The 22,128-nt window shown below is 42.6% G+C and carries 19 protein-coding genes; 11 read left to right on the top strand and 8 right to left on the bottom strand.

What is annotated here, in order from left to right:
• Nucleotides 1-71: 71 nt before the first annotated feature.
• The 7 genes from E7T07_RS07290 to rbsD are packed head-to-tail and all read right to left on the bottom strand — an operon-like array spanning nt 72 to nt 6,565.
• Complete coding sequence (locus tag E7T07_RS07290; RefSeq protein ID WP_135710303.1) at nt 72-722, bottom strand: pseudouridine synthase; 651 nt, start codon at nt 720-722, stop codon at nt 72-74.
• A 39-nt stretch (nt 723-761) separates the two neighbouring features.
• A complete protein-coding gene (locus tag E7T07_RS07285) occupies nt 762-1,763 on the bottom strand; it encodes a substrate-binding domain-containing protein (RefSeq protein WP_135710302.1) in 1,002 nt (333 codons plus the stop codon).
• Nucleotides 1,764-1,775: 12 nt separating this feature from the next.
• Complete coding sequence (rbsK, locus tag E7T07_RS07280) at nt 1,776-2,708, bottom strand: ribokinase (RefSeq protein WP_135710300.1); 933 nt, start codon at nt 2,706-2,708, stop codon at nt 1,776-1,778.
• A 53-nt stretch (nt 2,709-2,761) separates the two neighbouring features.
• Nucleotides 2,762-3,640, bottom strand: a complete 879-nt coding sequence (gene rbsB, locus E7T07_RS07275) for a ribose ABC transporter substrate-binding protein RbsB (RefSeq protein WP_135710299.1) — start codon at nt 3,638-3,640, stop codon at nt 2,762-2,764.
• Nucleotides 3,641-3,658: 18 nt separating this feature from the next.
• The gene (gene rbsC / locus E7T07_RS07270; RefSeq protein ID WP_135710297.1) at nt 3,659-4,624 is read right to left on the bottom strand and encodes a ribose ABC transporter permease; all 966 of its coding nucleotides are present in this window, start codon (nt 4,622-4,624) and stop codon (nt 3,659-3,661) included.
• Between the two features lie 15 nt (nt 4,625-4,639).
• Nucleotides 4,640-6,136, bottom strand: coding sequence for a ribose ABC transporter ATP-binding protein RbsA (gene rbsA / locus E7T07_RS07265; protein WP_135710296.1), 1,497 nt, complete (start codon nt 6,134-6,136; stop codon nt 4,640-4,642).
• 9 nt (nt 6,137-6,145) lie between these two features.
• Complete coding sequence (gene rbsD, locus E7T07_RS07260) at nt 6,146-6,565, bottom strand: D-ribose pyranase (RefSeq protein ID WP_135710294.1); 420 nt, start codon at nt 6,563-6,565, stop codon at nt 6,146-6,148.
• 242 nt (nt 6,566-6,807) lie between these two features.
• On the opposite strand from rbsD, the gene recO reads away from it, so the two are divergent.
• The 9 genes from recO (at nt 6,808) to E7T07_RS07215 (ending at nt 16,798) form a co-directional block, all read left to right on the top strand.
• Complete coding sequence (gene recO, locus E7T07_RS07255) at nt 6,808-7,527, top strand: DNA repair protein RecO (RefSeq protein ID WP_135710408.1); 720 nt, start codon at nt 6,808-6,810, stop codon at nt 7,525-7,527.
• Nucleotides 7,527-8,855, top strand: coding sequence for a 23S rRNA (uracil(1939)-C(5))-methyltransferase RlmD (rlmD, locus tag E7T07_RS07250; protein WP_135710293.1), 1,329 nt, complete (start codon nt 7,527-7,529; stop codon nt 8,853-8,855). The genes recO and rlmD overlap by 1 nt, the downstream gene beginning before the upstream one ends.
• Nucleotides 8,856-8,864: 9 nt before the next feature.
• On the top strand, nt 8,865-11,087 hold the full coding sequence (gene relA, locus E7T07_RS07245) for a GTP diphosphokinase (protein ID WP_135710291.1): 2,223 nt from the start codon (nt 8,865-8,867) through the stop codon (nt 11,085-11,087).
• 76 nt (nt 11,088-11,163) lie between these two features.
• Nucleotides 11,164-11,523 carry a diacylglycerol kinase gene (locus tag E7T07_RS07240; RefSeq protein ID WP_135710290.1) on the top strand — a complete coding sequence of 120 codons (360 nt, stop codon included), beginning with the start codon at nt 11,164-11,166 and terminating at the stop codon, nt 11,521-11,523.
• 9 nt (nt 11,524-11,532) lie between these two features.
• Complete coding sequence (locus E7T07_RS07235) at nt 11,533-12,234, top strand: SIMPL domain-containing protein (RefSeq protein WP_135710289.1); 702 nt, start codon at nt 11,533-11,535, stop codon at nt 12,232-12,234.
• A gap of 68 nt (nt 12,235-12,302) precedes the next feature.
• A complete protein-coding gene (slyD, locus tag E7T07_RS07230; RefSeq protein WP_135710287.1) occupies nt 12,303-12,902 on the top strand; it encodes a peptidylprolyl isomerase in 600 nt (199 codons plus the stop codon).
• 208 nt (nt 12,903-13,110) lie between these two features.
• Nucleotides 13,111-13,899, top strand: a complete 789-nt coding sequence (gene efeO / locus E7T07_RS07225; protein WP_135710285.1) for an iron uptake system protein EfeO — start codon at nt 13,111-13,113, stop codon at nt 13,897-13,899.
• 33 nt (nt 13,900-13,932) lie between these two features.
• Nucleotides 13,933-15,126 (top strand): iron uptake transporter deferrochelatase/peroxidase subunit, encoded by a 1,194-nt coding sequence (gene efeB / locus E7T07_RS07220; RefSeq protein WP_135710283.1) that lies wholly within the window; start codon nt 13,933-13,935, stop codon nt 15,124-15,126.
• Nucleotides 15,083-16,798, top strand: coding sequence for an FTR1 family protein (locus E7T07_RS07215; protein WP_135710281.1), 1,716 nt, complete (start codon nt 15,083-15,085; stop codon nt 16,796-16,798). Before efeB ends, E7T07_RS07215 begins: the two co-directional genes overlap by 44 nt.
• A gap of 60 nt (nt 16,799-16,858) precedes the next feature.
• Here E7T07_RS07215 and E7T07_RS07210 read toward each other — a convergent pair whose 3' ends face one another.
• Nucleotides 16,859-18,661 (bottom strand): monovalent cation:proton antiporter-2 (CPA2) family protein, encoded by a 1,803-nt coding sequence (locus E7T07_RS07210; RefSeq protein ID WP_135710279.1) that lies wholly within the window; start codon nt 18,659-18,661, stop codon nt 16,859-16,861.
• Nucleotides 18,662-18,787: 126 nt separating this feature from the next.
• On the opposite strand from E7T07_RS07210, the gene rimO reads away from it, so the two are divergent.
• Both rimO and E7T07_RS07200 read left to right on the top strand, forming a co-directional pair.
• The gene (gene rimO / locus E7T07_RS07205) at nt 18,788-20,119 is read left to right on the top strand and encodes a 30S ribosomal protein S12 methylthiotransferase RimO (protein WP_135710278.1); all 1,332 of its coding nucleotides are present in this window, start codon (nt 18,788-18,790) and stop codon (nt 20,117-20,119) included.
• A gap of 16 nt (nt 20,120-20,135) precedes the next feature.
• Complete coding sequence (locus E7T07_RS07200) at nt 20,136-22,043, top strand: UDP-glucose:protein N-beta-glucosyltransferase (protein WP_135710277.1); 1,908 nt, start codon at nt 20,136-20,138, stop codon at nt 22,041-22,043.
• The last annotated feature ends 85 nt before the right edge of the window (nt 22,044-22,128 follow it).

Here is a 22,128-nt window from a genome sequence, read left to right as displayed (position 1 = left end):
TTCATTGATAAATAGTCACTTTCTTATTATTTAATAACAGTAATCATCTATTTTACAGGTACAAATCTGTATTACATCTTCATCAACCTAAAAACTCGTTCAATTTCCACCGCGCTTAATTCGCGGTATTTGCCGTTTTCAATGCCGTCTATGGTTAAGCCCGCTGTGGCGTAGCGCACTAAGCGCAAAGTCGGAAAGCCAATATGGGCAGTCATACGGCGTACTTGGCGGTTTTTGCCTTCGCTGATTTTGATTTCTAACCAACTAGTTGGGATTTGTTTACGTTCGCGAATAGGGGGAACACGTTGCCATAAATTCGGTTCGGAAATTAACCGCACTTTAGCGGGCTTGGTTAAGCCGTCTTTGAGTTCCACGCCGTGGCGTAAAAAACCCAAATCCTGTTCCGTAGGAATCCCTTCCACTTGGACCCAATAGGTTTTTTCTGTTTTAAATTTGGGATCTGCTAAACGGTGTTGTAATGCGCCGTTGTTGGTTAAAATCAACAGTCCTTCACTGTCGCGATCAAGGCGACCGGCGGCATAGATATTCGGAATGGGAATAAAATCTTTGAGTGTGGCGCGCCCGTTTTCATCGGTGAATTGAGTTAGCACATCAAAGGGTTTATTAAACAAAATAATTTGGGTTTCCGCTAAAGAAAGGGGTGTAGAATGCGGTTTAGTCGGTGTTTTTTTACGTTGGCGATAAAATATTGGCGTTTTCATAAGCAAAATGAATAAGAAATTTAAACGCCAATATAGCAATTATTCCCTTGGTCTGGCAACCGAACTGCGCGCGATAACTTCAGGTTTGAGAACTAAAGTGCGGTTTGTTTTTTCAGGGTTTTTGATGCGTTCTAACAACGTCTCTACCGCTAATTTGCCCAATTCTAGTTTGGGCTGGTGCACGGTGGTTAACGGCGGTGCAAGGTATTGAGCCAAATCGATATTATCATAGCCAATAATAGATATATCTTTTGGCACGCTTAATTGATGTTTCCAAAGGGTTTGATACGCGCCCACGGCGATGGTATCGCTACAAGCGAATACGGCAGTCGGGCGTTCTTTTTGTTGCAGCAACTTCTCCATTCCCACAATACCGCCCTCAAAATCAAAATGGCTTTCCACAATCCAATGATCATTTAAGGGAATTTGCGCTTCGGATAGGGCTTTTTTGTAACCATTTAGACGATTTAACGCCAGCGGTTTTTGCAAGTTTCCTGTGATAATCCCGATTTTTTGGTGCCCCTGTTCAAGCAAATATTTTGTAGCAAGATAACCGCCCAGCTCAGAATCTTCTAAAATTTTGTCCGCACTTAATGCCGTTGGCCACCAATCCATTACCACCGCAGGAATATTGATTTCAAGAGAAAGCTGCTCCGCTAAATGGGTTTCTGTACTCATCAGCAACAAACCGTCCACTTGTTTTTGGATTAACATCTGCAAACTGCTTTGCAAGCGTTGGCTGTCGCCATTGGTGTTAGCCAAAATGAGATTGTAATCATTTTGGGCGCAATAGCCTTCCACCGCCGCCACTACTTCGGCAAAAAAAGGGTTATTGCTGGCAGTAACCAACATACCGATAGTTTGGGTTTTTTTGAGTTTAAAACTACGGGCTAAAGCAGAAGGTTGGTAATTCAATTCACGCACCACCGCCATAATTTTTTCACGCATTTCATCACTCACAAACCGCGTCCCATTAATCACGTGGGACACGGTTGAGGTGGAAACTTGCGCGATACGCGCGATGTCTTTCATTGTCGCCATAAGTTCAAAACTCTAATGTTGCTGAGCCAAAAAATCCAAGGCTTCCTGTCTTGACGGAATAGACGGTTGCGCCCCTTTGCGCGTCACGCTAATCGCCGCCGCTGCGTGAGCAAATTTAATGGCTTCGAAGGTGGTTTTTCCGTCTAAAAGTGCGGTTAAAAATGCGCCGTTAAAGGTATCTCCTGCCGCCGTGGTGTCCACGGCATTAACCCGAAAACCTGACACAATTTCGCCCTTCCCGTTTTCGCTAACATACACACCTTTTGAGCCTAAGGTAATCAACACCATCGCAATGCCTTTTTGGTGAAAAACTTGCGCCGCTTTAACCGCACTTTGTTCATCTGTCACGGTAACACCCGTCAAAATTTCCGTTTCTGTTTCATTCGGGGTGATAATGTCGATTTGGCGTAATAATTCATCAGGTAAACTCCGTGCTGGTGCAGGATTTAACACGACTTTTGTGCCATGGGCTTTTGCTAATTGGGCGGCTTTAATAATAGCCGGCAAGGGCGTTTCAAGTTGCATCAGCAAGGCATCCGCTTGCGTGATTTCATCGGCAAACTGCGCCACTTGTGCTTCATCCAAACTTCCATTAGCACCGGCTGAAATCACAATACTATTCTCACCGCTCGCCGCCACTTGGATCATCGCAATGCCTGTGGTTTGCCCTGGTTTTTCCAAAATAGGCGCAACATGAATACCGTCATCCGCAAAGGCTTGTTTCATCGTTCGCCCAATGCCATCCGCTCCAATACAACCAATAAAGCTAATGGCTGTTGTCGATTTATCGCACAAACGCGCCGCCGCCACCGCCTGATTTGCCCCCTTGCCACCATAAGCAATATGGTAATCCGAGCCTGTGAGCGTTTCCCCAGGTTTAGCAAAGTGCGGTACAGAAATCACATGATCTGCGTTAATACTGCCTAGAATTGTGAGTTTTTTCATAATGTGACCTTGGTAAAAATAGGGCGTAAATATACGCCCTTTGAGTTAACTCATTATTCCGTTACGACTTTTAATGCCACTGGAATTTTCGCTTCAACTTTCTCGCCTTTTAAGATTTTATCAGCTGTTTCTACGCCAAGGCTACCGATTAATTCAGGTTGTTGTGCCACGGTTGCCGCAAGTTTGCCACTTTTCACCGCTTTTACACCATCATCGGTACCATCAAAACCCACAACGAGCACTTTTTTATTTGCCGCGCCAATCGCACGCAATGCACCTAACGCCATTTCATCATTTTGCGCAAAGATAGCTTGAACATCACCTTTGCTTGCTAACAGATTTTCTGTCACATTCAAACCTTTGGTTCGGTCAAAATCTGCCGGTTGGCTGGCAAGTACAGCAAATTTATGTTCATCAACCGCTTGTTTAAAACCTTCCCCGCGTTCACGCGCAGCTGATGTACCGGCTAAACCTTCCAGTTGAATCACTTTTGCGCCATTTCCTAATTTTTGCGCAATGAAATCACCAGCCATTTTACCGCCAGCCACGTTGTCTGACGCAATATGGCTCACTACATCACCTTTTGCCGCACCACGGTCTAAGGTAATAACAGGGATTTTGTTTCGATTAGCAATCGCCACTGCATTACCTACCGCGGCACTATCTGTTGGATTAATTAATAATACTTTGGCTCCACGAACCGTTAAGTCTTCTACGTTTGAAAGTTCTTTTGCAGGGTCGTTTTGACTATCTAACACCACTAATTTATAGCCTAATTCATCTGCTTTTTTCTGCGCACCATCTTTTAATGACACAAAAAATGGATTATCAAGAGTGGATACGGTTAATGCGATGGTCTCTTTTGCCAATGCAGCACTACTTAATGCGAAAGATAATGCTAAAGCCGATGCAATTGTTGTTAATTTTTTCATAGGATTCTCCTGTGATGGTTATACTTTTTTACTACCAAGATAATTGTCTGCGAGTACCGCCACTAAAATCACTAACGCTTTAGCAATCATTTGGTAATAAGATGAAATATCTAATAAATTTAATGCGTTATTTAGGAAACCAATAATTAAGGCACCGATAAGGGTTCCCATAACGCGCCCTTTACCGCCCATTAAACTTGTTCCGCCAACAACGACCGCAGCAATCGCGTCTAATTCATAAGAAACGCCGGCTGTAGGTTGTGCTGATGATAGACGTGAAGTCACGATCAAACCCGCTAAGGCAGACAAGAAACCGCTGACAGCAAAAACAAATACTTTGATTTTATTGACATTAATCCCTGAAAGTTGCGTTGCGGCTTCATTGCCCCCTAAGGCATAAATATAACGTCCAATTCGGGTGTGTTTTAAAATGTACCAAGCCACCGCAAAAACAATGGCCATTAACCAAATTGGCACAGGAATTCCTAATAAATAGCCTGTTCCTAAAAATGCAAACTGATCGGCGGCATCGGAAAAGCCTGTACTAATTGGACGACCATCGGTATAAACCATGGTCACACCACGTAATAATGTCATCGTCACTAAGGTCGCGATAAAGGCTTGAACTTTCCCTTTTGCCACAATGGCGCCACTAATACCGCCGAGTAATGTACCTAGTACTAAAACTGCAGGTATTACCAATAAAATCGGATATTCACTGCCTACAAGTGATGCTGCAATCGCGCCGGTCAATGCTAATACAGAGCCGACAGATAAATCGATCCCTGCAATTAAAATCACGAATGTCATTCCCACCGCAATAATCGCATTCACCGATGTTTGGCGAAGAATATTGAGAATATTATCAATCGAGAAAAAATCAGGGTTGATAAATGAAACAATGGCAATCAGAACCAATAACGCCACAATAGAACGTTGTTCAAGTAAGAATTTGCCTAATTTGAACGTATTTTGCGTACTCATAAAAACTCCGTCAGTTTAAACCGCACTTTTACCAATTGCAGCGGCAAGTAATTTTTCTTGTGTCGCGTCTTCGCGAGAAAATTCACCACTAATTCGCCCTTCGCGCATTACTAATATGCGGTCGGACATTCCCAACACTTCAGGCATTTCTGATGACACAATAATGATACTCAAGCCATCTTGTTTAAATTTATTAATGAGTTGGTAAATTTCTTTTTTCGCCCCAACATCAACGCCACGTGTAGGTTCATCTAGAATTAAGACATTAGGACGGGTCATCAACCCTTTTGCAATCGCCACTTTCTGTTGGTTTCCCCCTGAAAGTAAACCAATTTGCTGATCACGACTTGGGGTTTTGATATTGAACATTAAGATAAAATCATCTACGACAAGTTGCTCCGCATCGTGACGAATACGGCAAGCTTTTGAAAAATGATCTAAGGCAGTCAGCGACATATTTTCTTTTACCGACATCCCTAAAATTAAACCATCGCCCTTACGATCTTCTGAAATATAAACAATGCCATTATTCAAGCCGTCTTGCGGACAATCATTTGAAATCGTTTTCCCATTTAACCGCACTTCACCACTTTCTTTAGGCAACGCACCATAAAGCACTTTCATTAATTCTGTGCGTCCTGCGCCCATTAATCCTGAAATGCCTAAAATTTCACCTGCACGCAATGTAAAGCTCACGTTGTGCACACCACTACCGGAGAGCTGATTAACTTCTAAACGAACTTCGCCTTCAGGAACATCAACATGGGGATATTGCTCATCAAGACGGCGTCCAACCATCATTTCAATCAAACGATCTTCCGTTAATTCCGCAACGGCCACTTCACCGATAAATTGCCCATCGCGTAAAACCGTCACATCATCACAAATTTCAAAAATTTCTTTAATTCGATGTGAAATATAAACAATGCCCCGTTTCTCCGCTTTTAACTCGCGAATAACCTTGAATAAGGCTTCGGTTTCCGTATCTGTTAATGCATCCGTTGGTTCATCCATAATGATGACTTTGCTTTCAAAACTTAAGGCTTTGGCAATTTCCACCATTTGTTGCTCGCCAATGGACAATTCTGAGCAAAGTTGATGGCTACTATGAGGAACATTTAAACGCGCTAACAGTTTATCCGCTTCTGCGTGCATTTTTTTCCAATCGATAGATCCAAAAGGCGTAGTAAATTCGCGACCTAAGAAGATATTTTCAGCAATGGTTAAATTACCCACCAAATTTAATTCTTGATGAATAATACTGATACCCGCTTCTTGCGAGTTTTTCGGGCCTTTGAATGCCACTTGCTGACCAAGATATTCAATCGTGCCTGCATCTTTACTATAAATCCCTGTCAGCACTTTCATTAATGTTGACTTACCCGCGCCATTTTCCCCCATTAATGCCATAGCACGACCGGCATAAACAGATAAACAGGCATTACTTAATGCTTTCACACCAGGGAAAGATTTATCGACACCACTAATTTTTAAGAGTGTTTCTCGTTCCATAACATCGTCCTAAAATGGCACACCGGACACTAAAATAATATTCGCATAAGGCGAACATTCCCCAGAACGCACAATCGCTTTGGATTCATGGCTCAGTTTTTTGAATTCTTCATGGGAAATATATTCCACAGGAATGTTATTGCCTTGCGCTTTTTCCAATTCGCTCAAATGCGCTAAAAGTGCGGTCAAAATTTGTGGATTTTTTTGTTTAATCTCATCCGCCAAAATAGCACGTTCTACAAACATTTCGCTGGTGGTGGCATAAAGCGTGTCAAGAAAACAAGGAATACTTTTGGTTAACGCTAAATCAATGCGCTCCACAAATTCAGGAATAGGTAATCCCGCATCACAAATTGTGATCATATCGGTATGCCCAAGGGTCGCAATAGCATGAGAAAGTTGAGCATTTAAAATTGTCGTTTTTTTCACTTTTTACGCTCCTTTATATTATTTTCCTGCCCATCGAAACGTTTCGATAACGTTTTTTACGCAAAATAACGGAAAACAATAAAAAATAAAATCGATTTTTTCTTGTTCTGTGAAGTGGATCACAAAATTTATTTTTAGCGAAGATTACTTGAAGATTATGGGTATATCTTATTTAAGATAATGCTAAAAGTGCGGTCAATTTTCTGTTAGAATACCCCGACTTTTTAATCGCATCATTGACAATTTACGTGACCATTGAAAATTTCCAGCGCGGGTTTGTGTTGCACCGTAAGGCGTATAGTGAAACAAGTTTGTTGGTGGATCTGTTTACGGAAGAAACGGGGCGGTTGACTGTGCTTGCGAAAGGGGCGCGTGCGAAGCGTTCGGCGTGGAAGAGTGTGCTGCAACCTTTTACCCCTTTGTTGTTGCGTTGGTCAGGAAAAGGCAGTTTAAAGATTTTGACCAAAGCGGAACCGGCATCCATTGCGTTGCCGTTGCAACAAACGGCGTTGTTTAGTGGTTTTTATGTGAATGAATTGCTGTGTCGGGTAATCGAGCCTGAAACGCCGAATGGGGTGTTATTTCAAGATTATTTATGTTGTTTGACCCGTTTGGCGGCAGAAGATTTCGTTGAGCCTGCCTTGCGTACCTTTGAATTTCAGTTGTTACAAACCCTAGGTTATGGGGTGAGTTTTACCCATTGTGCCGGTTCGGGGTTGCCTGTAGATAGCGAAATGACTTATCGTTATCGTGAAGAAAAAGGATTTATTGCGTCTTTGATTAAGGATAATTTGACCTTTTATGGTCGCGAGTTGTTGGCTTTTGATGCGCAAGATTTTCGAGAGCCTTCGGTTTTGCAGGCGGCAAAGCGGTTTACGCGGATTGCGTTAAAGCCTTATTTGGGCAATAAACCCTTGAAAAGTCGAGAATTATTCACTCAAAACATATTACATTTAAAATAATGGCATTATTCTACACTTCTCAAAAACCAACCAAAAAAGCACCGCACTTTTCTTCACAAAATCAGGTGGTGGACATTGTTGATCTTGATTATCAAGGGTTAGGCGTGGCAAAAATCCAAGGGAAAACGTGGTTTGTGGAAAATGCGTTGCCGACAGAACGGGTTCAAATGCGTGTGACGGAAGAAAAACGTCAATACGGTTTGGCGGTGGTACAAAAGATTTTGTCGGCAAGTGCGGTGCGTCAAACGCCTAAATGTGCTTTTTATGGGGTTTGTGGCGGTTGTCAGTCTCAGCATATTCCCGTTGAAATGCAACGTTTCGCCAAGCAAAAATCCTTATTCCGGCGGCTGCAAAATTTGCAGGCAGATGTTGAGCTGATGCCGATGATTGTGGGAGAACAATGGGGGTATCGCCGCCGCGCTCGCTTGAGTATGTTATTCAATACAAAAACCAAGAAACTTGAGATTGGCTTTCGTCAGAAGGGATCGTCACAGATTGTGGCGGTTGATCATTGTGATGTGATTGAGCCTGTATTGAATAATTTACTGCCTAAATTAACCGCACTTTTTATGCAATTTGGTCAACCTAAATCCGTGGGACACATGGAACTCGTGTCGGCGGATAATGGGGTGGCGATGTTGTTACGTGTGACACAAAACTTGTCAGAAGCAGACCACGCTTTGTTAATGGCGTTTGCCGCGCAACATGCGTTGAGTTTGTTTGTGCAAGATAATACGCAAATTCAACATCTTTGTGGTGAGTTGCCTTTTTATCAATTGAATGGGTTGCGTTTAAATTTTGATATTCGTGATTTTATTCAAGTCAACGCGCCGCTTAATCAGAAGATGGTTCAAACGGCCTTGGATTGGTTAGCCTTGACCCCTGAAGATCGGGTGTTGGATTTGTTTTGTGGAATGGGGAATTTTACGCTTCCTTTAAGTCGTTACGTGCAAAGTGCGGTGGGCGTTGAAGGTGTTTGGGACATGGTGGAAAAGTCGAAGGCAAACGCTGAACAAAACGGGTGTTTGAATGTCGAATTTTATCAAGCGGATTTGGATCAATCTTTTGCACAACAGCCTTGGGCAAAACAAAAATTTAATAAGATTTTGCTTGATCCGCCCCGTAGCGGCGCGTCATTTGCCTTGAGCGCGTTAGTGGAACTGGAAGCAGAAAAAATACTTTATGTTTCCTGCAATCCGGCGACCTTGGTGCGTGATGCGGAAATTCTGCTAAACTCAGGTTATCGGTTGGCGAAAGTGGCGATGGTTGATATGTTCCCAAATACAGGTCATCTCGAAAGTATCTCATTATTTGAACGAAAAGAATAAGGACGTTTTATGGTTGCTGTGCGCTGTTCTCACCTGTTAAACCCAAAAGATTTTGCTGTGACAGACTGGTGTCAATCTTTGAATTTGCCTGTTGAAACGGAACAAAATTTGGTGCGAGCGTGGCATTATGCGCAAGAAAAAGCCCAACAGCTTTTCTTAAATAGCCATTGGTATCTGCGTGATGGCGTGGAAATGGTGGATATTTTGCATAGCCTGAATATGGACGGCGATACCTTATTAGCGGCAATGTTGTTCCCGGTGGTGAATGCCAAAATCGTGAATATTGAGCAAGTGAAAGAAGATTTTGGTGCGAAAATCTGTAAGCTCGTTAAGGGCGTGGTGGTGATGAACAATATTCGCCAATTAAACGCCAGTCAATCGGGTGATAGTTCGCAGGTGGACAATATCCGCCGTATGTTGCTGGCAATGGTGGACGATTTCCGTTGTGTGATTATTAAACTGGCGGAACGAATTACCTATCTTCGCGATGCGGACAAGCGTTATACGGAAACGGAAAAAATTGCCGCCGCCAAAGAATGTTCCAATATTTATGCGCCACTCGCCAATCGTTTAGGTATTGGTCAGTTGAAGTGGGAATTGGAAGATTATTGTTTCCGCAATTTGCAACCTGACGAATATTTCAAAATTGCCAAACAGTTGAAAGAACGCCGTTTGGATCGTGAACAATATATTCAAGATTTTGTGTCCGAATTATCGGGCTATCTCAGCGAAAGTATTACCAATGCTACGGTTTATGGTCGTCCAAAACATATTTACAGCATTTGGCGCAAAATGCAGAAAAAACACTTGGAATTTAGTGGGTTATACGATATTCGCGCCGTACGCGTATTAGTGCCGACTTTGCAAGATTGTTATACGGCATTGGGGATTATTCATACCAAATATCAACACTTATCCAAAGAATTTGATGATTATATTGCCAATCCAAAACCCAACGGCTACCAATCTATTCACACCGTAGTATTAGGCAAAGGTGACAAACCGATTGAAGTGCAAATTCGTACGCAAAAAATGCACGATGATGCAGAGTTGGGTGTCGCGGCACACTGGAAATACAAAGAAGGCACCACAGGTTCCATGTCTGCTTACGAAGAAAAAATCTCTTGGTTGCGTAAACTGTTGGCGTGGCAAGATGATATGGCAAGCAGTTCGGAAATCGTGGATGAAATGCGTAGTCAGGTGTTTGATGACCGCGTTTATGTGTTTACGCCAAAAGGCGAAGTGGTGGACTTGCCAACGGGCTCTACGCCATTGGATTTTGCCTACGCCATTCATAGCGATGTGGGGCATCGTTGTATCGGGGCGAAAGTAGCGGGGCGCATTGTGCCTTTTACCTATCAGTTGCAAATGGGTGATCAGCTAGAAATTATTACCCAAAAAAATCCAAACCCAAGCCGCGACTGGTTAAACCCAAATTCAGGTTTTACCCATACGCAAAAAGCGCGGTCAAAAATTGCAGCGTTTTTCAAAAAACTTGACCGCGATAAAAATATTCCGCTGGGCAAAGAACAATTTGATGCTGAACTCAACCGCTTGGGATTAACCTTAAAACAAGCGGAACAATTGGCTTTGCCACGTTATAACTTGAAGCATTTAGATGATTTGTATAACGGTATTGGTAGCGGTGATATTAAACTCAATCAGTTGATGAACTTCTTACAAAGTAAGTTGGTCAAACCAACGGCGCAAGAAGCAGATAATGAAATATTGCGCCACGTCACCCAAAAAAGTGCCATTTACGCACAACAAAAAGCCGAGAAAAAAGGCTATGTTGTGGTGGAAGGAGTGGATAATTTGATGCACAGTATGGCGCGTTGTTGTCAGCCTTTACCGGGGGATCAAATTGTCGGTTACGTCACCCAAGGACGTGGTATTTCGATTCACCGTGCAGACTGTGAACAACTGGCAGAATTGGCGAATGCCCATCCTGAGCGTGTGGTCGAAACCAGTTGGGGTAATCAAGATCATCATACCGCCTATCATGTGATGATCCGCGTTTTGGCAAGCGACCGCAACGGATTATTGCGTGATATTACGACTGTGTTGGCAAATGAAAAAATCAGCGTGACCGGGGTTTCAAGTCGTTCAGACAACAAACGCCAAACCGCCACCATGGATTTAGAGATTCAGTTGAACAACGTAGAAATGCTCAGCAAAATCTTAGCTCGACTTTCCGCGCTGGAAGATGTGATTGATGTAAAACGGTTATAAACCAGAGCCGCAGAGCGGCTCAGATTAAGTAACCCTATACGGCTCGTATAGGGTTTATCAATATTTAGGACTTTTTATGGAATACAAAACCACAGGCTTAACCCATTTAATTAACTCAACCAAATATTCGCTACAAGGTTTGCGTAGCGCATTTAAAAATGAAGCGGCGTTTCGTCACGAAGTGTTGCTCGGGATTTTTCTTGTGCCCTTAGCCTTTATCTTGGCAAGCAATAAAATCGAATTGATTTTAATGATCGGGGCTTATTTAATTGTGCTTATTGCAGAATTGCTCAATAGTGCGGTGGAATGTGCCATTGATCGCATTGGCACAGAACGCCACGAATTATCAGGACGCGCCAAAGATCAAGGCTCGGCAGCCGTTTTTGTTGCCTTGGTGAATTTGGCAATGGTTTGGGCGGCGGTTTTATTCTTTTAAGGAAATGGGATGAAAAAACTCTTTTTAATTTTATTGGCGTTGCCGTTGACAGCGTTAGCGCAAGACAAAACGGAAGAACCTAAATTGCCGCGCGTTAATTTTTCCGTAGATGTGGAAAAAGAAGTGACGATGGATATTTTGCAAGTCGGTCTTTTTCTTCAAGAAGAAAATACGGATTTAAAAGCCTTGCACAAAAATATTTCTGAAAAATTAAATCAAGCCTTGGCAAAAATTAAGGCGCAAAGTGCGGTGAAAATTCAGCAAAATAATCGTCATACTTCGGCGCGTTATAATGAAAAAGGACGTAAAACAGGCTGGATTGAACGTGCGGATTTAGTGTTGGAAAGCAAGGATTTCTTTGCGCTTTCGCAGGTGATTGACGACATTTCCGATCTTTTTTCCATTGATTTTGTGCAAGCAAAATTGTCAAAAGAGGTGCAACATCAATTGGAAGATGAAATGACGAAAGCGGTGTTGGAAAAATTCCGTCAAAAAGCACAACTCACAACGGGTACACTGCAGGCAAAAGGTTATCGTATTGTCACATTGAATTTCCCTAAAATGAATGAAGATGTGGGATTTGCCCGAAATTACGCCATGGATAGCGTGCCAATGGTGGCGGTAGCAAAAAGCGCAGAACCGGTGCAATTAGAAAGTGGTACCACACACTTGAAAAGTACGCTCCATGCCACCATTGAGTTAGAGCAGTAAACAATAATGACAGGGCGGTATAGATCCTATACAATACCGCCGATTTTAACTCCCTATAAGGAAACAAAATGAAAGTAGCAAAAAATGTTGTCGTAAGTATCGCTTACCAAGTTCGCACAGAAGACGGTGTATTAGTTGACGAAGCACCGGCGAACCAACCCTTAGAGTATTTACAAGGTCATAACAATTTAGTTGTTGGTTTAGAAAATGCCTTAGAAGGCAAATCTGTTGGTGATAAATTTGAAGTTCGTGTTAAACCTGAAGAAGGTTATGGCGAATACAATGAAAATATGGTTCAACGCGTACCAAAAGATGTGTTTGTGGGCGTAGATGAATTAGAAGTGGGTATGCGTTTTATTGCGGATACGGATATGGGGCCATTACCTGTTATCATCACCGAAGTGTCAGGCGATGAAGTGGTGGTTGACGGTAACCATATGTTAGCCGGTCAAGAATTACACTTTACCGTTGAAGTAGTCGCAACTCGCGAAGCCACGTTAGAAGAAATCGCACACGGCCATCTTCACAGCGAACACGGCTGCGGTTGTGGCGGTCACGATCACGATGAAGAACACGAATGTTGCGGCGGTCATGGTCACCATCATCACGACCACGATCATCACCACGGTCACGGCGGCTGTGGTTGCGGTGGACACCATCACCACTAATGTCTGATTTAAGATAAAAATAAACCGCGCTTTGTCATTGGATAAAGCGCGGTTGTTTTTTTTGGGGAAGAATTATCAGATCGTCATTGCCAATGAAAATCTGACTATCCCCAAAATCCCCCCCTAAATTTGGTTGCAAAAATTATCTTAATGCATTAATCTTATTGAGAATTAATTTCATTTACACTATATAAATAAAGGAGAACTTATGCGTTTAAAATCCCTCACCCTTGCGATTTCAAGTTTATTTGTTGCCACTTCAGTTTTTGCAACGGATTTATCCAAAGAAACCCAAACTTACAAAGAATTTGTCGTTGGGCAAATTGATCAGTTGGTTGCGGATACTGAAAAATTCGTCGGCTATTTGAAAAGCGGCGATGTGCAAAATGCGAAAAAAATCTATCCGCTTGCACGTATGTACTTTGAGCGTTCAGAGCCGATTGCAGAGAGTTTTGGCGATTTAGATCCGCGTATTGATGCTCGCCTTGCCGATTTAACTGAAGAAGGGAAAACCGAGAAAGATTGGTCGGGTTTCCATAAAATTGAAAAAGTGCTTTGGGAGCAAAATACCACAAAAGGCACAGAAACGACCGCTGATCAGTTAGTTAAAGATGTGAAAGAGTTACGTGCGAAAATTCCAACGGCGGAAGTAACTCCTGATTTAATGATTACCGGTGCGGTGGATTTATTAAATGAAGTCTCCACCACAAAAGTAACGGGCGAAGAAGAAATTTTCTCAAAAACTGACCTTTATGATTTCAAAGCCAACATTGAAGGGGCGGAAAAAATTTATGAGATCTTTAAGGCAAAATTAGAGCAAAAAGATGCAAAATTGGCAAAAGAGATTGCTGATCGCTTCCAAGACGTGAATGTGTTATTGGCGAAACATAATAAATCAAAAGACGGCTATGATTATGTACCTTATACAGATTTAACCGATAAAGACATTAAAGCGCTTGCGGAAGCGGTGAATAAATTAGGTGAGCCCTTAGCATAAATGGGTATTCTTTTGGGTAAATAAGGATAAACAATGAGCGAAAAATTAACTGATCGCCGTGTGTTTCTTAAACAAGTGGCATTAGTGGGGGCTGGTGTAATGGCGAGCCCTGCTTTTGCCCTAGAACCACGTACCACACCGAAAATTAAAAATATCTATCCATTTTACGGAGCACATCAACAAGGCATTGCCACGCCGGCACAAAAAAACATCTACTTTATGGTGTTAGATCTGCATTCTACCGATCTCAATAAAATCAAAGAGATGTTTAAAATATGGACGGATTATAGTGCCAAATTAACGCAGGGGCTGAATGTAAAAAGCTATCCTGATAATGCCTACATTCCGCCAACCGATACGGGCGAAGCAGACAGCTTAAATCCGTATAATCTCACGCTAACCTTTGGTGTTACCGCTTCTTTCTTTGATAAGCTAGGCATTGCTCAATTCAAGCCAAAACAGCTTAAAGATCTACCGCACTTTCCGCGTGATCAGCTCAAAGAGCATTACACGGGAGGCGACATCTGTATTCAAGCCTGTGCCGATGATCCGCAAGTAGCATTCCACGCCGTGCGTAACTTGGTGCGAGCTGCTCGTGCGAACATTACGATGCGTTGGAGCCAAGCCGGTTTTAATTCCTTTGAAGGAGGCGACACGCCACGCAATCTGTTTGGTTTTAAAGACGGTACGGGTAATCCGCAAGGCAAAGCTCTTGATGAAACCGTCTGGTATCAGGACGATAACTGGTTGAAAAACGGTACATTTTTAGTCGCTCGCCGTATTCAAATGCATTTGGAAACTTGGGATCGCACAAATCTTAACGGGCAGGAAGAAACCTTTGGCCGCCATCGGGATAGCGGTGCGCCGATTGGTAAAAAACAGGAGTTTGATACGGTTAATCTTGAGCAGAAAGATGAAAAAGGTAAACCGATTATCCCTGAAATTTCCCATTTGCATTTGGCGAAAAAGACAGGGTTACAGATGTTAAGACGTTCCTTCTCTTATGCCAGCGGTGTTGATCCGAAAACAGGGCAGTTTGATGCAGGTTTGTTGTTTATCTCGTTCCAAAAAGATCCGCAACAATTTATTACCATTCAAAACAGCCTTGGCAATATCGACAAGATGAACGAATACATTACCCATATCGGTAGCGGATTATTTGCGTGCTTTGCAGGAGTTAAAGATGAAAATGATTACTTGGGTAAATCATTGTTTGAACAACTTTAACCGCTTTTTTGTTGTATTTACGCTCAGCTTAACGCTGGGCGTTGCTTATGCAAAGGTGGAAACCGGCCACTTATTTGTGCATTTATCCGATGCGATGGCGGAAGTGAAAAAAGGGGAAAGTGCAAAATCTCAGCCATATTTGACCGCTTTACAGCAAGAATTTGAAGCGATCCCAAGCCATCAATCGCAAGCAGGGCAAGCGGTCAGTTCTTCGCTAAAAATTGCGATTGCTCAACCTGATTTAGCCCATTTTGAGCAGCTTTCCAAAGCCCTTTATGCCTTTGAGAAAGAACAAAACCCCGTAGATTACGAGCAGAAGCGTCAGCAATTTGCCAAACGAGTGATGCCTGTTTATCAAAAACTGTTGCAAGCAACGCAACAACAGGATTTAGATGAGGTTCAACAAGCCTATAAACGTTTTAACCAAACCTGGACGTTGAATGAAAAAGTGGTGCGAGAAACCAGTCTTGGGCATTATGGACAGATTGAAACAGCGATGACCTTGCTGCGTATTGCGATGTTGTCTGAACCGGCAAATTTCCCTGAAATGCAAACACAAGCGGTCAAATTAGGCGATGCGTTAGCGGATTTTAAATCGGGCAACCAGTTGCAACCGCAAGCGGTGCAAGCCGACGCACCTACAACATTGAAAGACGGCATTGCGTTGCTGGAAAAAAGTTATCAAGCCTTTAGCGAAAACCAAATTTCGCAAGGGCAAGCGGACATTACGCTCTTTATTCAGCAATGGGCGGTCTTTGAAGGGGAAGTGCGAACACGGGACGGTGCGTTATATAATCGAGTGGAAAGCGATTTGCCGATCATTTTGGTGAAGGGCAATCAGGCGGAAAATCTGTCGCATTTCAGAACCTTGCTTGACGATCTGCAACGGCTTGATTTGGCTTCAAGCTATGGCATTGTTGATGCAATGTTGATTTTATTGCGTGAAGGAACGGAAGCTCTGCTGATTATTATGGCGTTGCTCACCACCCTAAATGTTGCCAACCAACCCCAAGCAAGACGCTGGGTTTATGTGGGGGCAGGGCTGGGCGTGGTAGCAAGTATTGTCGGAGCAGTTGCCTTACAACAACTTTTCCCAGCGATTTCTGCCGGCACAAACCGTGAAATTCTCGAAAGTGCGGTGGGAATTGTGGCAGTTTTGATGATGCTTTTTGTCGGGGCGTGGCTACATAGCAAGGCTTCGCTCAAAGGCTGGCAGAACTTTATCAATAAACAGGTCGCTCAAGCCCTTGCCACGGGCAGTTTATTCTCAATGTTGGCGTTGAGTTTTTTATCGGTCTTTCGAGAAGGGGCAGAAACGATTTTATTTTACGCAGGAATGTTGCCGTTAATGACGATGCAAGATTTCTTGCTTGGGATTTTATCTGCCCTTATTTTGCTAGCGATAATGGCGTGGGCGATGCAACGCTTTTCCCACAAATTGCCGATCCATCATCTGTTCAAAGTGATGACCGTCTTGATTTACGGGCTTGGCTTTAAAATCCTTGGGGTCAGTATTCAAGCCTTGCAACTGACACAAATGCTACCACGCCATATTATTGACGGGCTACCGAATATTACCGCTATTGGCTTTTATGCTTCAATGGAAGGACTGACGGCACAGCTGGTTTATTTGGCGTTAATTCCTGTGGTGGTAAGGCTAATGCAGAAATAGACTTTTCTCTAACTAAACGTTAACCGCACTTCGTAGAAGATAAAAGTGCGGTTATTTTTCTTAATGTTTTTTATTGATAATTTGTTGTACTTCTGCCATTAATTCCTGATCCACTTCCAAGGCAATTTTGGTAAGTTCTGCATTTTCAAAAGGCGCAATTTTCGGATCATAAACTTCCGCCATTACCTTGATAGAATGGCGGTCTTTGTCAAAATAGGTTTCCGTAATTTCATTCACTACGTCCATATCCATCCCTAAAGAAAGCAAGGCTTTTTTACCTGCGCGTAATGCGGAATCAAAGGTTTCTCGCACTTGAATATCTGCGCCGGCATTATACAAATCGAATACCGCAAGGCGATCATAAGCACGTGCAATGATTTTAATTTGAGGATTCATTTTTCGTGCTAATTCAACGATATGTAAGGCTTGATGTTTATCATCGATTGCCACAATTAATAGTTCCGCATGTTCTACGCCGGCAGCATGTAAAAGTTCAGGACGTGTGGCATCGCCATAATAACTTTTAATGCCACGTTTTTTCATATTGCCAATTAAATGCGCGTCTTTATCAATAATAGTTGGGTGATATCCTGTCATCACGAGCATTTGATTGATAATTTGCCCAAAACGCCCCAAACCAATTAGCACCGTTGGATGTTGTTCTTCAATATGATCAGCCGCTTGCTCTTGCGTATGGGTTAAATGTGGGATGAGATATTTTTTGTGCAAAATAATGAAAACTGGCGTTAAAACCATTGATAGCACCACAATAGCGGTCATATTGGCTTGCACTTCGGCACTAATCACGCCTTTATCAGCAGCTGCTGCGAAGAGAACGAAGGCAAATTCGCCACCTTGCGCCATAATAATCATACGATCAATGGCGTTGGCATGGCTGGTGCGCGTAACACGTGCCACAATATAAATACAGAGCGCTTTGACCAACATAAAGCTCAACACACCTGCGATAATTAAACCCCAGTTTTCCATAACCACCGTTAAGTTTAGGGACATGCCCACCCCTAAGAAAAACAACCCTAGCAATAAGCCACGGAAAGGCTCAACGTCTGCTTCAAGTTGATGACGGAAGCTTGATTCGGATAACAATACGCCGGCCACAAACGCCCCCATTGCCATGGATAAACCGCCGCCTTCCATTAGCAAAGCGGAACCCAATACTACCAATAATGCGGCTGCCGTCATCACTTCTCGGTTTTTGGTTTTGGCGAGAATTTTAAATAATGGATTTAATAGCCAAAGCCCTGCTGCCACTAATACCGCAATAGATCCCCCTGCCAAAGCAATTTTTTGCCATAAAGGCTCACTGGATTCTACGTGGTTTGGCGATAAGAAAGTGACGATGGCCAGTAAAGGCACAATCAATAAGTCTTCAAATAATAAAATGGAAACAATACTTTGTCCCCTTGGGGTGGCAACATCACCGCGATCGCTGAGCTCTTGCATCACAATCGCTGTTGAAGTTAACACAAAGCCTGCGGCACTGACAAACGCCACGCGCCAATCAAACCCAAATGCCATAGCAAGCCCTGTTAAGGCAGAAGCACAAAGCCCGATTTGAAATGCGCCTAAACAGAAAATATGGTTACGTAATCCCCAAATATGGGAAGGTTTCATCTCAAGCCCGATAATAAATAGAAACATTACCACACCGAGTTCAGCGAGATGAATAATGCCCTCGGGATCCGTAAAGACCCCCAAGCCAAAAGGTCCAATAACAAGTCCTGCGGCTAAATACCCTAAAATAGATCCCAAACCTAAGCGTTTAAATAACGGCACGGCAATGACCGCGGCGGTTAACAAGGTTACAACATTAATCAGTTGATTTGCCCCTTCTGCTGCCATAAATACTCCTTAATAAGCAGATTTTCTCAATTAAAATCTTTACAAAACCTTTACACTAAAAATTCGCCTTTTTCAGGGTTCTTCGGTAAAATATGCGTCCAAATTATTTACCGGAAATATCTATTTATGTCTAAAACTCCAAACATTGGCTTTGTAAGTCTTGGTTGTCCCAAAAACTTAGTGGATTCAGAGCGTATTCTGACAGAGTTACGCACCGATGGCTACAATATTATTCCAACTTATGAGAACGCTGATTTAGTGATTGTAAATACCTGTGGCTTTATTGATTCCGCGGTACAAGAATCGCTGGAAGCAATTGGCGAAGCCTTGGAAGCCAATGGCAAGGTGTTGGTAACAGGTTGCTTAGGTGCCAAAGAAGATCAAATTCGCGAAGTCCATCCTAAAGTATTAGAGATTACAGGACCACATTCTTATGAAGCGGTGATGGAACATGTGCATAAATACGTGCCAAAACCGGAATACAATCCTTATGTGAACCTTGTGCCGAGCCAAGGGATTAAATTAACACCGAAGCATTATGCCTATTTGAAAATTTCCGAAGGCTGCGACCACAATTGTACATTCTGTATCATCCCATCTTTGCGCGGAAAATTAGACAGCCGCCCAATTACACAGGTGTTAGATGAAGCGAAACGTCTAGTGGATTCCGGGGTGCGAGAGCTATTAGTGGTTTCACAAGATACGTCAGCCTATTCCCTTGACCAAAGCAAAGAAGCACAAAATAAAACGGTTTTCTGGAATGGAATGCCGATTAAAAATAACTTAATTACATTATGCCAAATGCTGGGAACGCTAGGGGCTTGGGTACGTTTGCATTATGTTTATCCTTATCCGCATGTGGATGATTTAATTCCATTGATGGCGGAAGGAAAAATTTTGCCGTATTTAGACATTCCATTGCAGCACGCCAGCCCGAAAATCTTGAAAGCGATGAAACGCCCGGGTTCCGTAGAGCGTGTCTTAGAACGTATTAAAAAATGGCGTGAGATTTGCCCGGAGTTAACCTTACGTTCAACCTTTATTGTGGGCTTTCCGGGGGAAACTGAAGAAGATTTCCAAATGCTGTTGGACTTCTTACAAGAAGCACAACTTGATCGCGTAGGTTGCTTTAAATTCAGCCCGGTTGAAGGTGCCAAAGCAACGGATATGGCAGACCAAGTGCCTGAAGAAATCAAAGAAGAACGTTTCCAACGTTTTATGGAATTACAACAACAAATTTCTGCCCAACGTTTACAACAAAAAGTGGGCAAAACACTGAAAGTTATCGTAGACGAAATTGATGAAGAAGGCATCATTGGTCGCTCAATGGCGGATGCCCCTGAAATTGATGGTGTGGTTTATGTGGATAATTTAAGTGAAAGCGCGGTGAAAATTGGGGATGTTTTGGATGTAACCATTACCAACGCCGATGAATATGATTTATGGGGAACTTGTTAATATTAAGGAATATGTGATGACTGAAGGGCAAAAGAAACCTAATGTAGAACGTTTTGAGCAAGCGGTTGCTGCCAAAAACTATGAAGAAGCCTGCGTTGAGCTATTAGAAATTTTAGGTAAATTAGACAGCAATTTTGGTGCCATTGACGGTATTGAATTTGCAATGCCTGCGCAACTGAATGAACCAACGTTAAAGTATGATCTTGTTAAATATTTTTGTACACGTATGGCAACGGCAATCAGCACCTTATTCAGCGATAAAGAATTAATTATTTCTGATAGTGGTGCGACACGCTTCTTCTCATTCCAACGTTGGATAACAATGATTTTTGCCTCATCGCCTTATATCAATGCTGACCATGTGTTGCAAGTCTATAATTTAAATGCCGCCAACAATGATCCTGCGGATGTGCAATTAGACGGAACAAAAGAAAGTTTAGTTAAATTCTGTATTCTTTACTTACCGGAATCTAATCTTGTTTTAAATTTAGATACGCTTTGGCAAATTAGCCCCGAAATTTGTGCATCTCTTTGTTTTGCCTTGCAATCAGCGCGCTTCATTGGCACAAAAGAAGCCTTTGCAAAACGCTCAGCAATTTTGCAATGGTTCCCTGAAAAATTAGCACAAATTCAGAACTTAAATAACGTACCAAGTAGTATTAGTCACGATGTTTATATGCATTGTAGCTATGATATTGCCCCAAATAAACATTGGGTAAAAAATGCATTAAACCAAGTAATCCGCCGCCATATTGTCGAATCTGGCTGGCAAGATCGCGATGTCTCTACGATTGGCTACCATAACGGCAAACCTGTAATGGTCGTTGTGTTAGAGCACTTCCATTCCGCCCATTCTATTTATCGCACGCACTCAACCTCAATGATCGCCGCGCGCGAACATTTCCACTTAATTGGCTTAGGTAATTCAAGTGTTGATCAGTTGGGACAAGAGGTCTTTGATGAATTCCATTTATTGGAAGGCGACCATATTCTAGATCGTATGAATTTTGTGCGTGATATTTGCGAGAAAAACAACGCAGCAATCTTATATATGCCATCTATTGGGATGGATTTATTACCAATTTTCTTAAGCAATACGCGTCTTGCACCAATTCAAGCGGTGGCATTAGGTCATCCGGCGACCACGCATTCTCCGTTTATTGAGTATGTTGTTGTAGAAGACGATTATGTCGGTTCTGAAGACTGTTTCAGTGAAACCTTATTGCGTTTGCCTAAAGATGCGTTACCTTATGTGCCTTCTGCGTTAGCACCAAAATCTGTTAACTACAAATTGCGCGAAAATCCTGAAGTGGTCAATATTGGTATTGCTTCAACCACCATGAAATTAAACCCTTATTTCTTGGAGGCATTAAAAGTGATTCGCGACCGAGCTAAAGTGAAAGTGCATTTCCATTTTGCCTTAGGACAATCAAGCGGTGTGACGCACCCTTATGTAGAACGTTTTATTAAATCTTATTTGGGCGATGATGCCACCGCACATCAGCACACCCCATATCAGCAATATTTAGAAATCTTGCACAATTGCGATATGATGGTGAACCCTTTCCCATTTGGCAATACCAACGGTATTATTGATATGGTGACCTTAGGTTTAGTGGGGATCTGTAAAACCGGCCCGGAAGTACATGAACATATTGACGAAGGCTTATTTAAACGCCTTGGTTTACCGGAATGGTTAATTGCCAATACCGTTGATGAATATGTGGAACGTGCGATTCGTTTAGCAGAAAATCACGAAGAACGACTTGCATTGCGCCGTCATATTATTGAAAACAACGGATTGCAAACGTTATTCACCGGCGATCCAAGACCAATGGGACGCATCTTCCTACAAAAATTAAAGGAATGGGAAGAACGGAAAACCAAGTCTCAAAAAAGCGCGGGTAAAAAAAAGAAACGTTAGTCGATTAGGTTCAACTTAGCACGAGCAATGCTAGGTTTGTAAAACCCAGTTCTAGGTGTAATAAACAAAAAAGTTGCTAATATTT

Source organism: Actinobacillus porcinus (assembly GCF_901764995.1).
Lineage (GTDB): Bacteria > Pseudomonadota > Gammaproteobacteria > Enterobacterales > Pasteurellaceae > Exercitatus > Exercitatus porcinus.
Note: the sequence above shows the minus strand (reverse complement) of the source record. Positions and strands in the feature narration are given on the sequence as shown.

What these genes read in the sequence shown, in the direction of transcription:
- E7T07_RS07290 (WP_135710303.1), bottom strand. Translation starts at nt 722, where the DNA reads ATGAAAACGCCAATATTTTATCGCCAACGTAAAAAAACACCGACTAAA.
- E7T07_RS07285 (WP_135710302.1), bottom strand. Translation starts at nt 1,763, where the DNA reads ATGGCGACAATGAAAGACATCGCGCGTATCGCGCAAGTTTCCACCTCA.
- rbsK (WP_135710300.1), bottom strand. Translation starts at nt 2,708, where the DNA reads ATGAAAAAACTCACAATTCTAGGCAGTATTAACGCAGATCATGTGATT.
- rbsB (WP_135710299.1), bottom strand. Translation starts at nt 3,640, where the DNA reads ATGAAAAAATTAACAACAATTGCATCGGCTTTAGCATTATCTTTCGCA.
- rbsC (WP_135710297.1), bottom strand. Translation starts at nt 4,624, where the DNA reads ATGAGTACGCAAAATACGTTCAAATTAGGCAAATTCTTACTTGAACAA.
- rbsA (WP_135710296.1), bottom strand. Translation starts at nt 6,136, where the DNA reads ATGGAACGAGAAACACTCTTAAAAATTAGTGGTGTCGATAAATCTTTC.
- rlmD (WP_135710293.1), top strand. Translation starts at nt 7,527, where the DNA reads ATGGCATTATTCTACACTTCTCAAAAACCAACCAAAAAAGCACCGCAC.
- relA (WP_135710291.1), top strand. Translation starts at nt 8,865, where the DNA reads ATGGTTGCTGTGCGCTGTTCTCACCTGTTAAACCCAAAAGATTTTGCT.
- E7T07_RS07240 (WP_135710290.1), top strand. Translation starts at nt 11,164, where the DNA reads ATGGAATACAAAACCACAGGCTTAACCCATTTAATTAACTCAACCAAA.
- E7T07_RS07235 (WP_135710289.1), top strand. Translation starts at nt 11,533, where the DNA reads ATGAAAAAACTCTTTTTAATTTTATTGGCGTTGCCGTTGACAGCGTTA.
- slyD (WP_135710287.1), top strand. Translation starts at nt 12,303, where the DNA reads ATGAAAGTAGCAAAAAATGTTGTCGTAAGTATCGCTTACCAAGTTCGC.
- efeO (WP_135710285.1), top strand. Translation starts at nt 13,111, where the DNA reads ATGCGTTTAAAATCCCTCACCCTTGCGATTTCAAGTTTATTTGTTGCC.
- efeB (WP_135710283.1), top strand. Translation starts at nt 13,933, where the DNA reads ATGAGCGAAAAATTAACTGATCGCCGTGTGTTTCTTAAACAAGTGGCA.
- E7T07_RS07215 (WP_135710281.1), top strand. Translation starts at nt 15,083, where the DNA reads ATGAAAATGATTACTTGGGTAAATCATTGTTTGAACAACTTTAACCGC.
- E7T07_RS07210 (WP_135710279.1), bottom strand. Translation starts at nt 18,661, where the DNA reads ATGGCAGCAGAAGGGGCAAATCAACTGATTAATGTTGTAACCTTGTTA.
- rimO (WP_135710278.1), top strand. Translation starts at nt 18,788, where the DNA reads ATGTCTAAAACTCCAAACATTGGCTTTGTAAGTCTTGGTTGTCCCAAA.
- E7T07_RS07200 (WP_135710277.1), top strand. Translation starts at nt 20,136, where the DNA reads ATGACTGAAGGGCAAAAGAAACCTAATGTAGAACGTTTTGAGCAAGCG.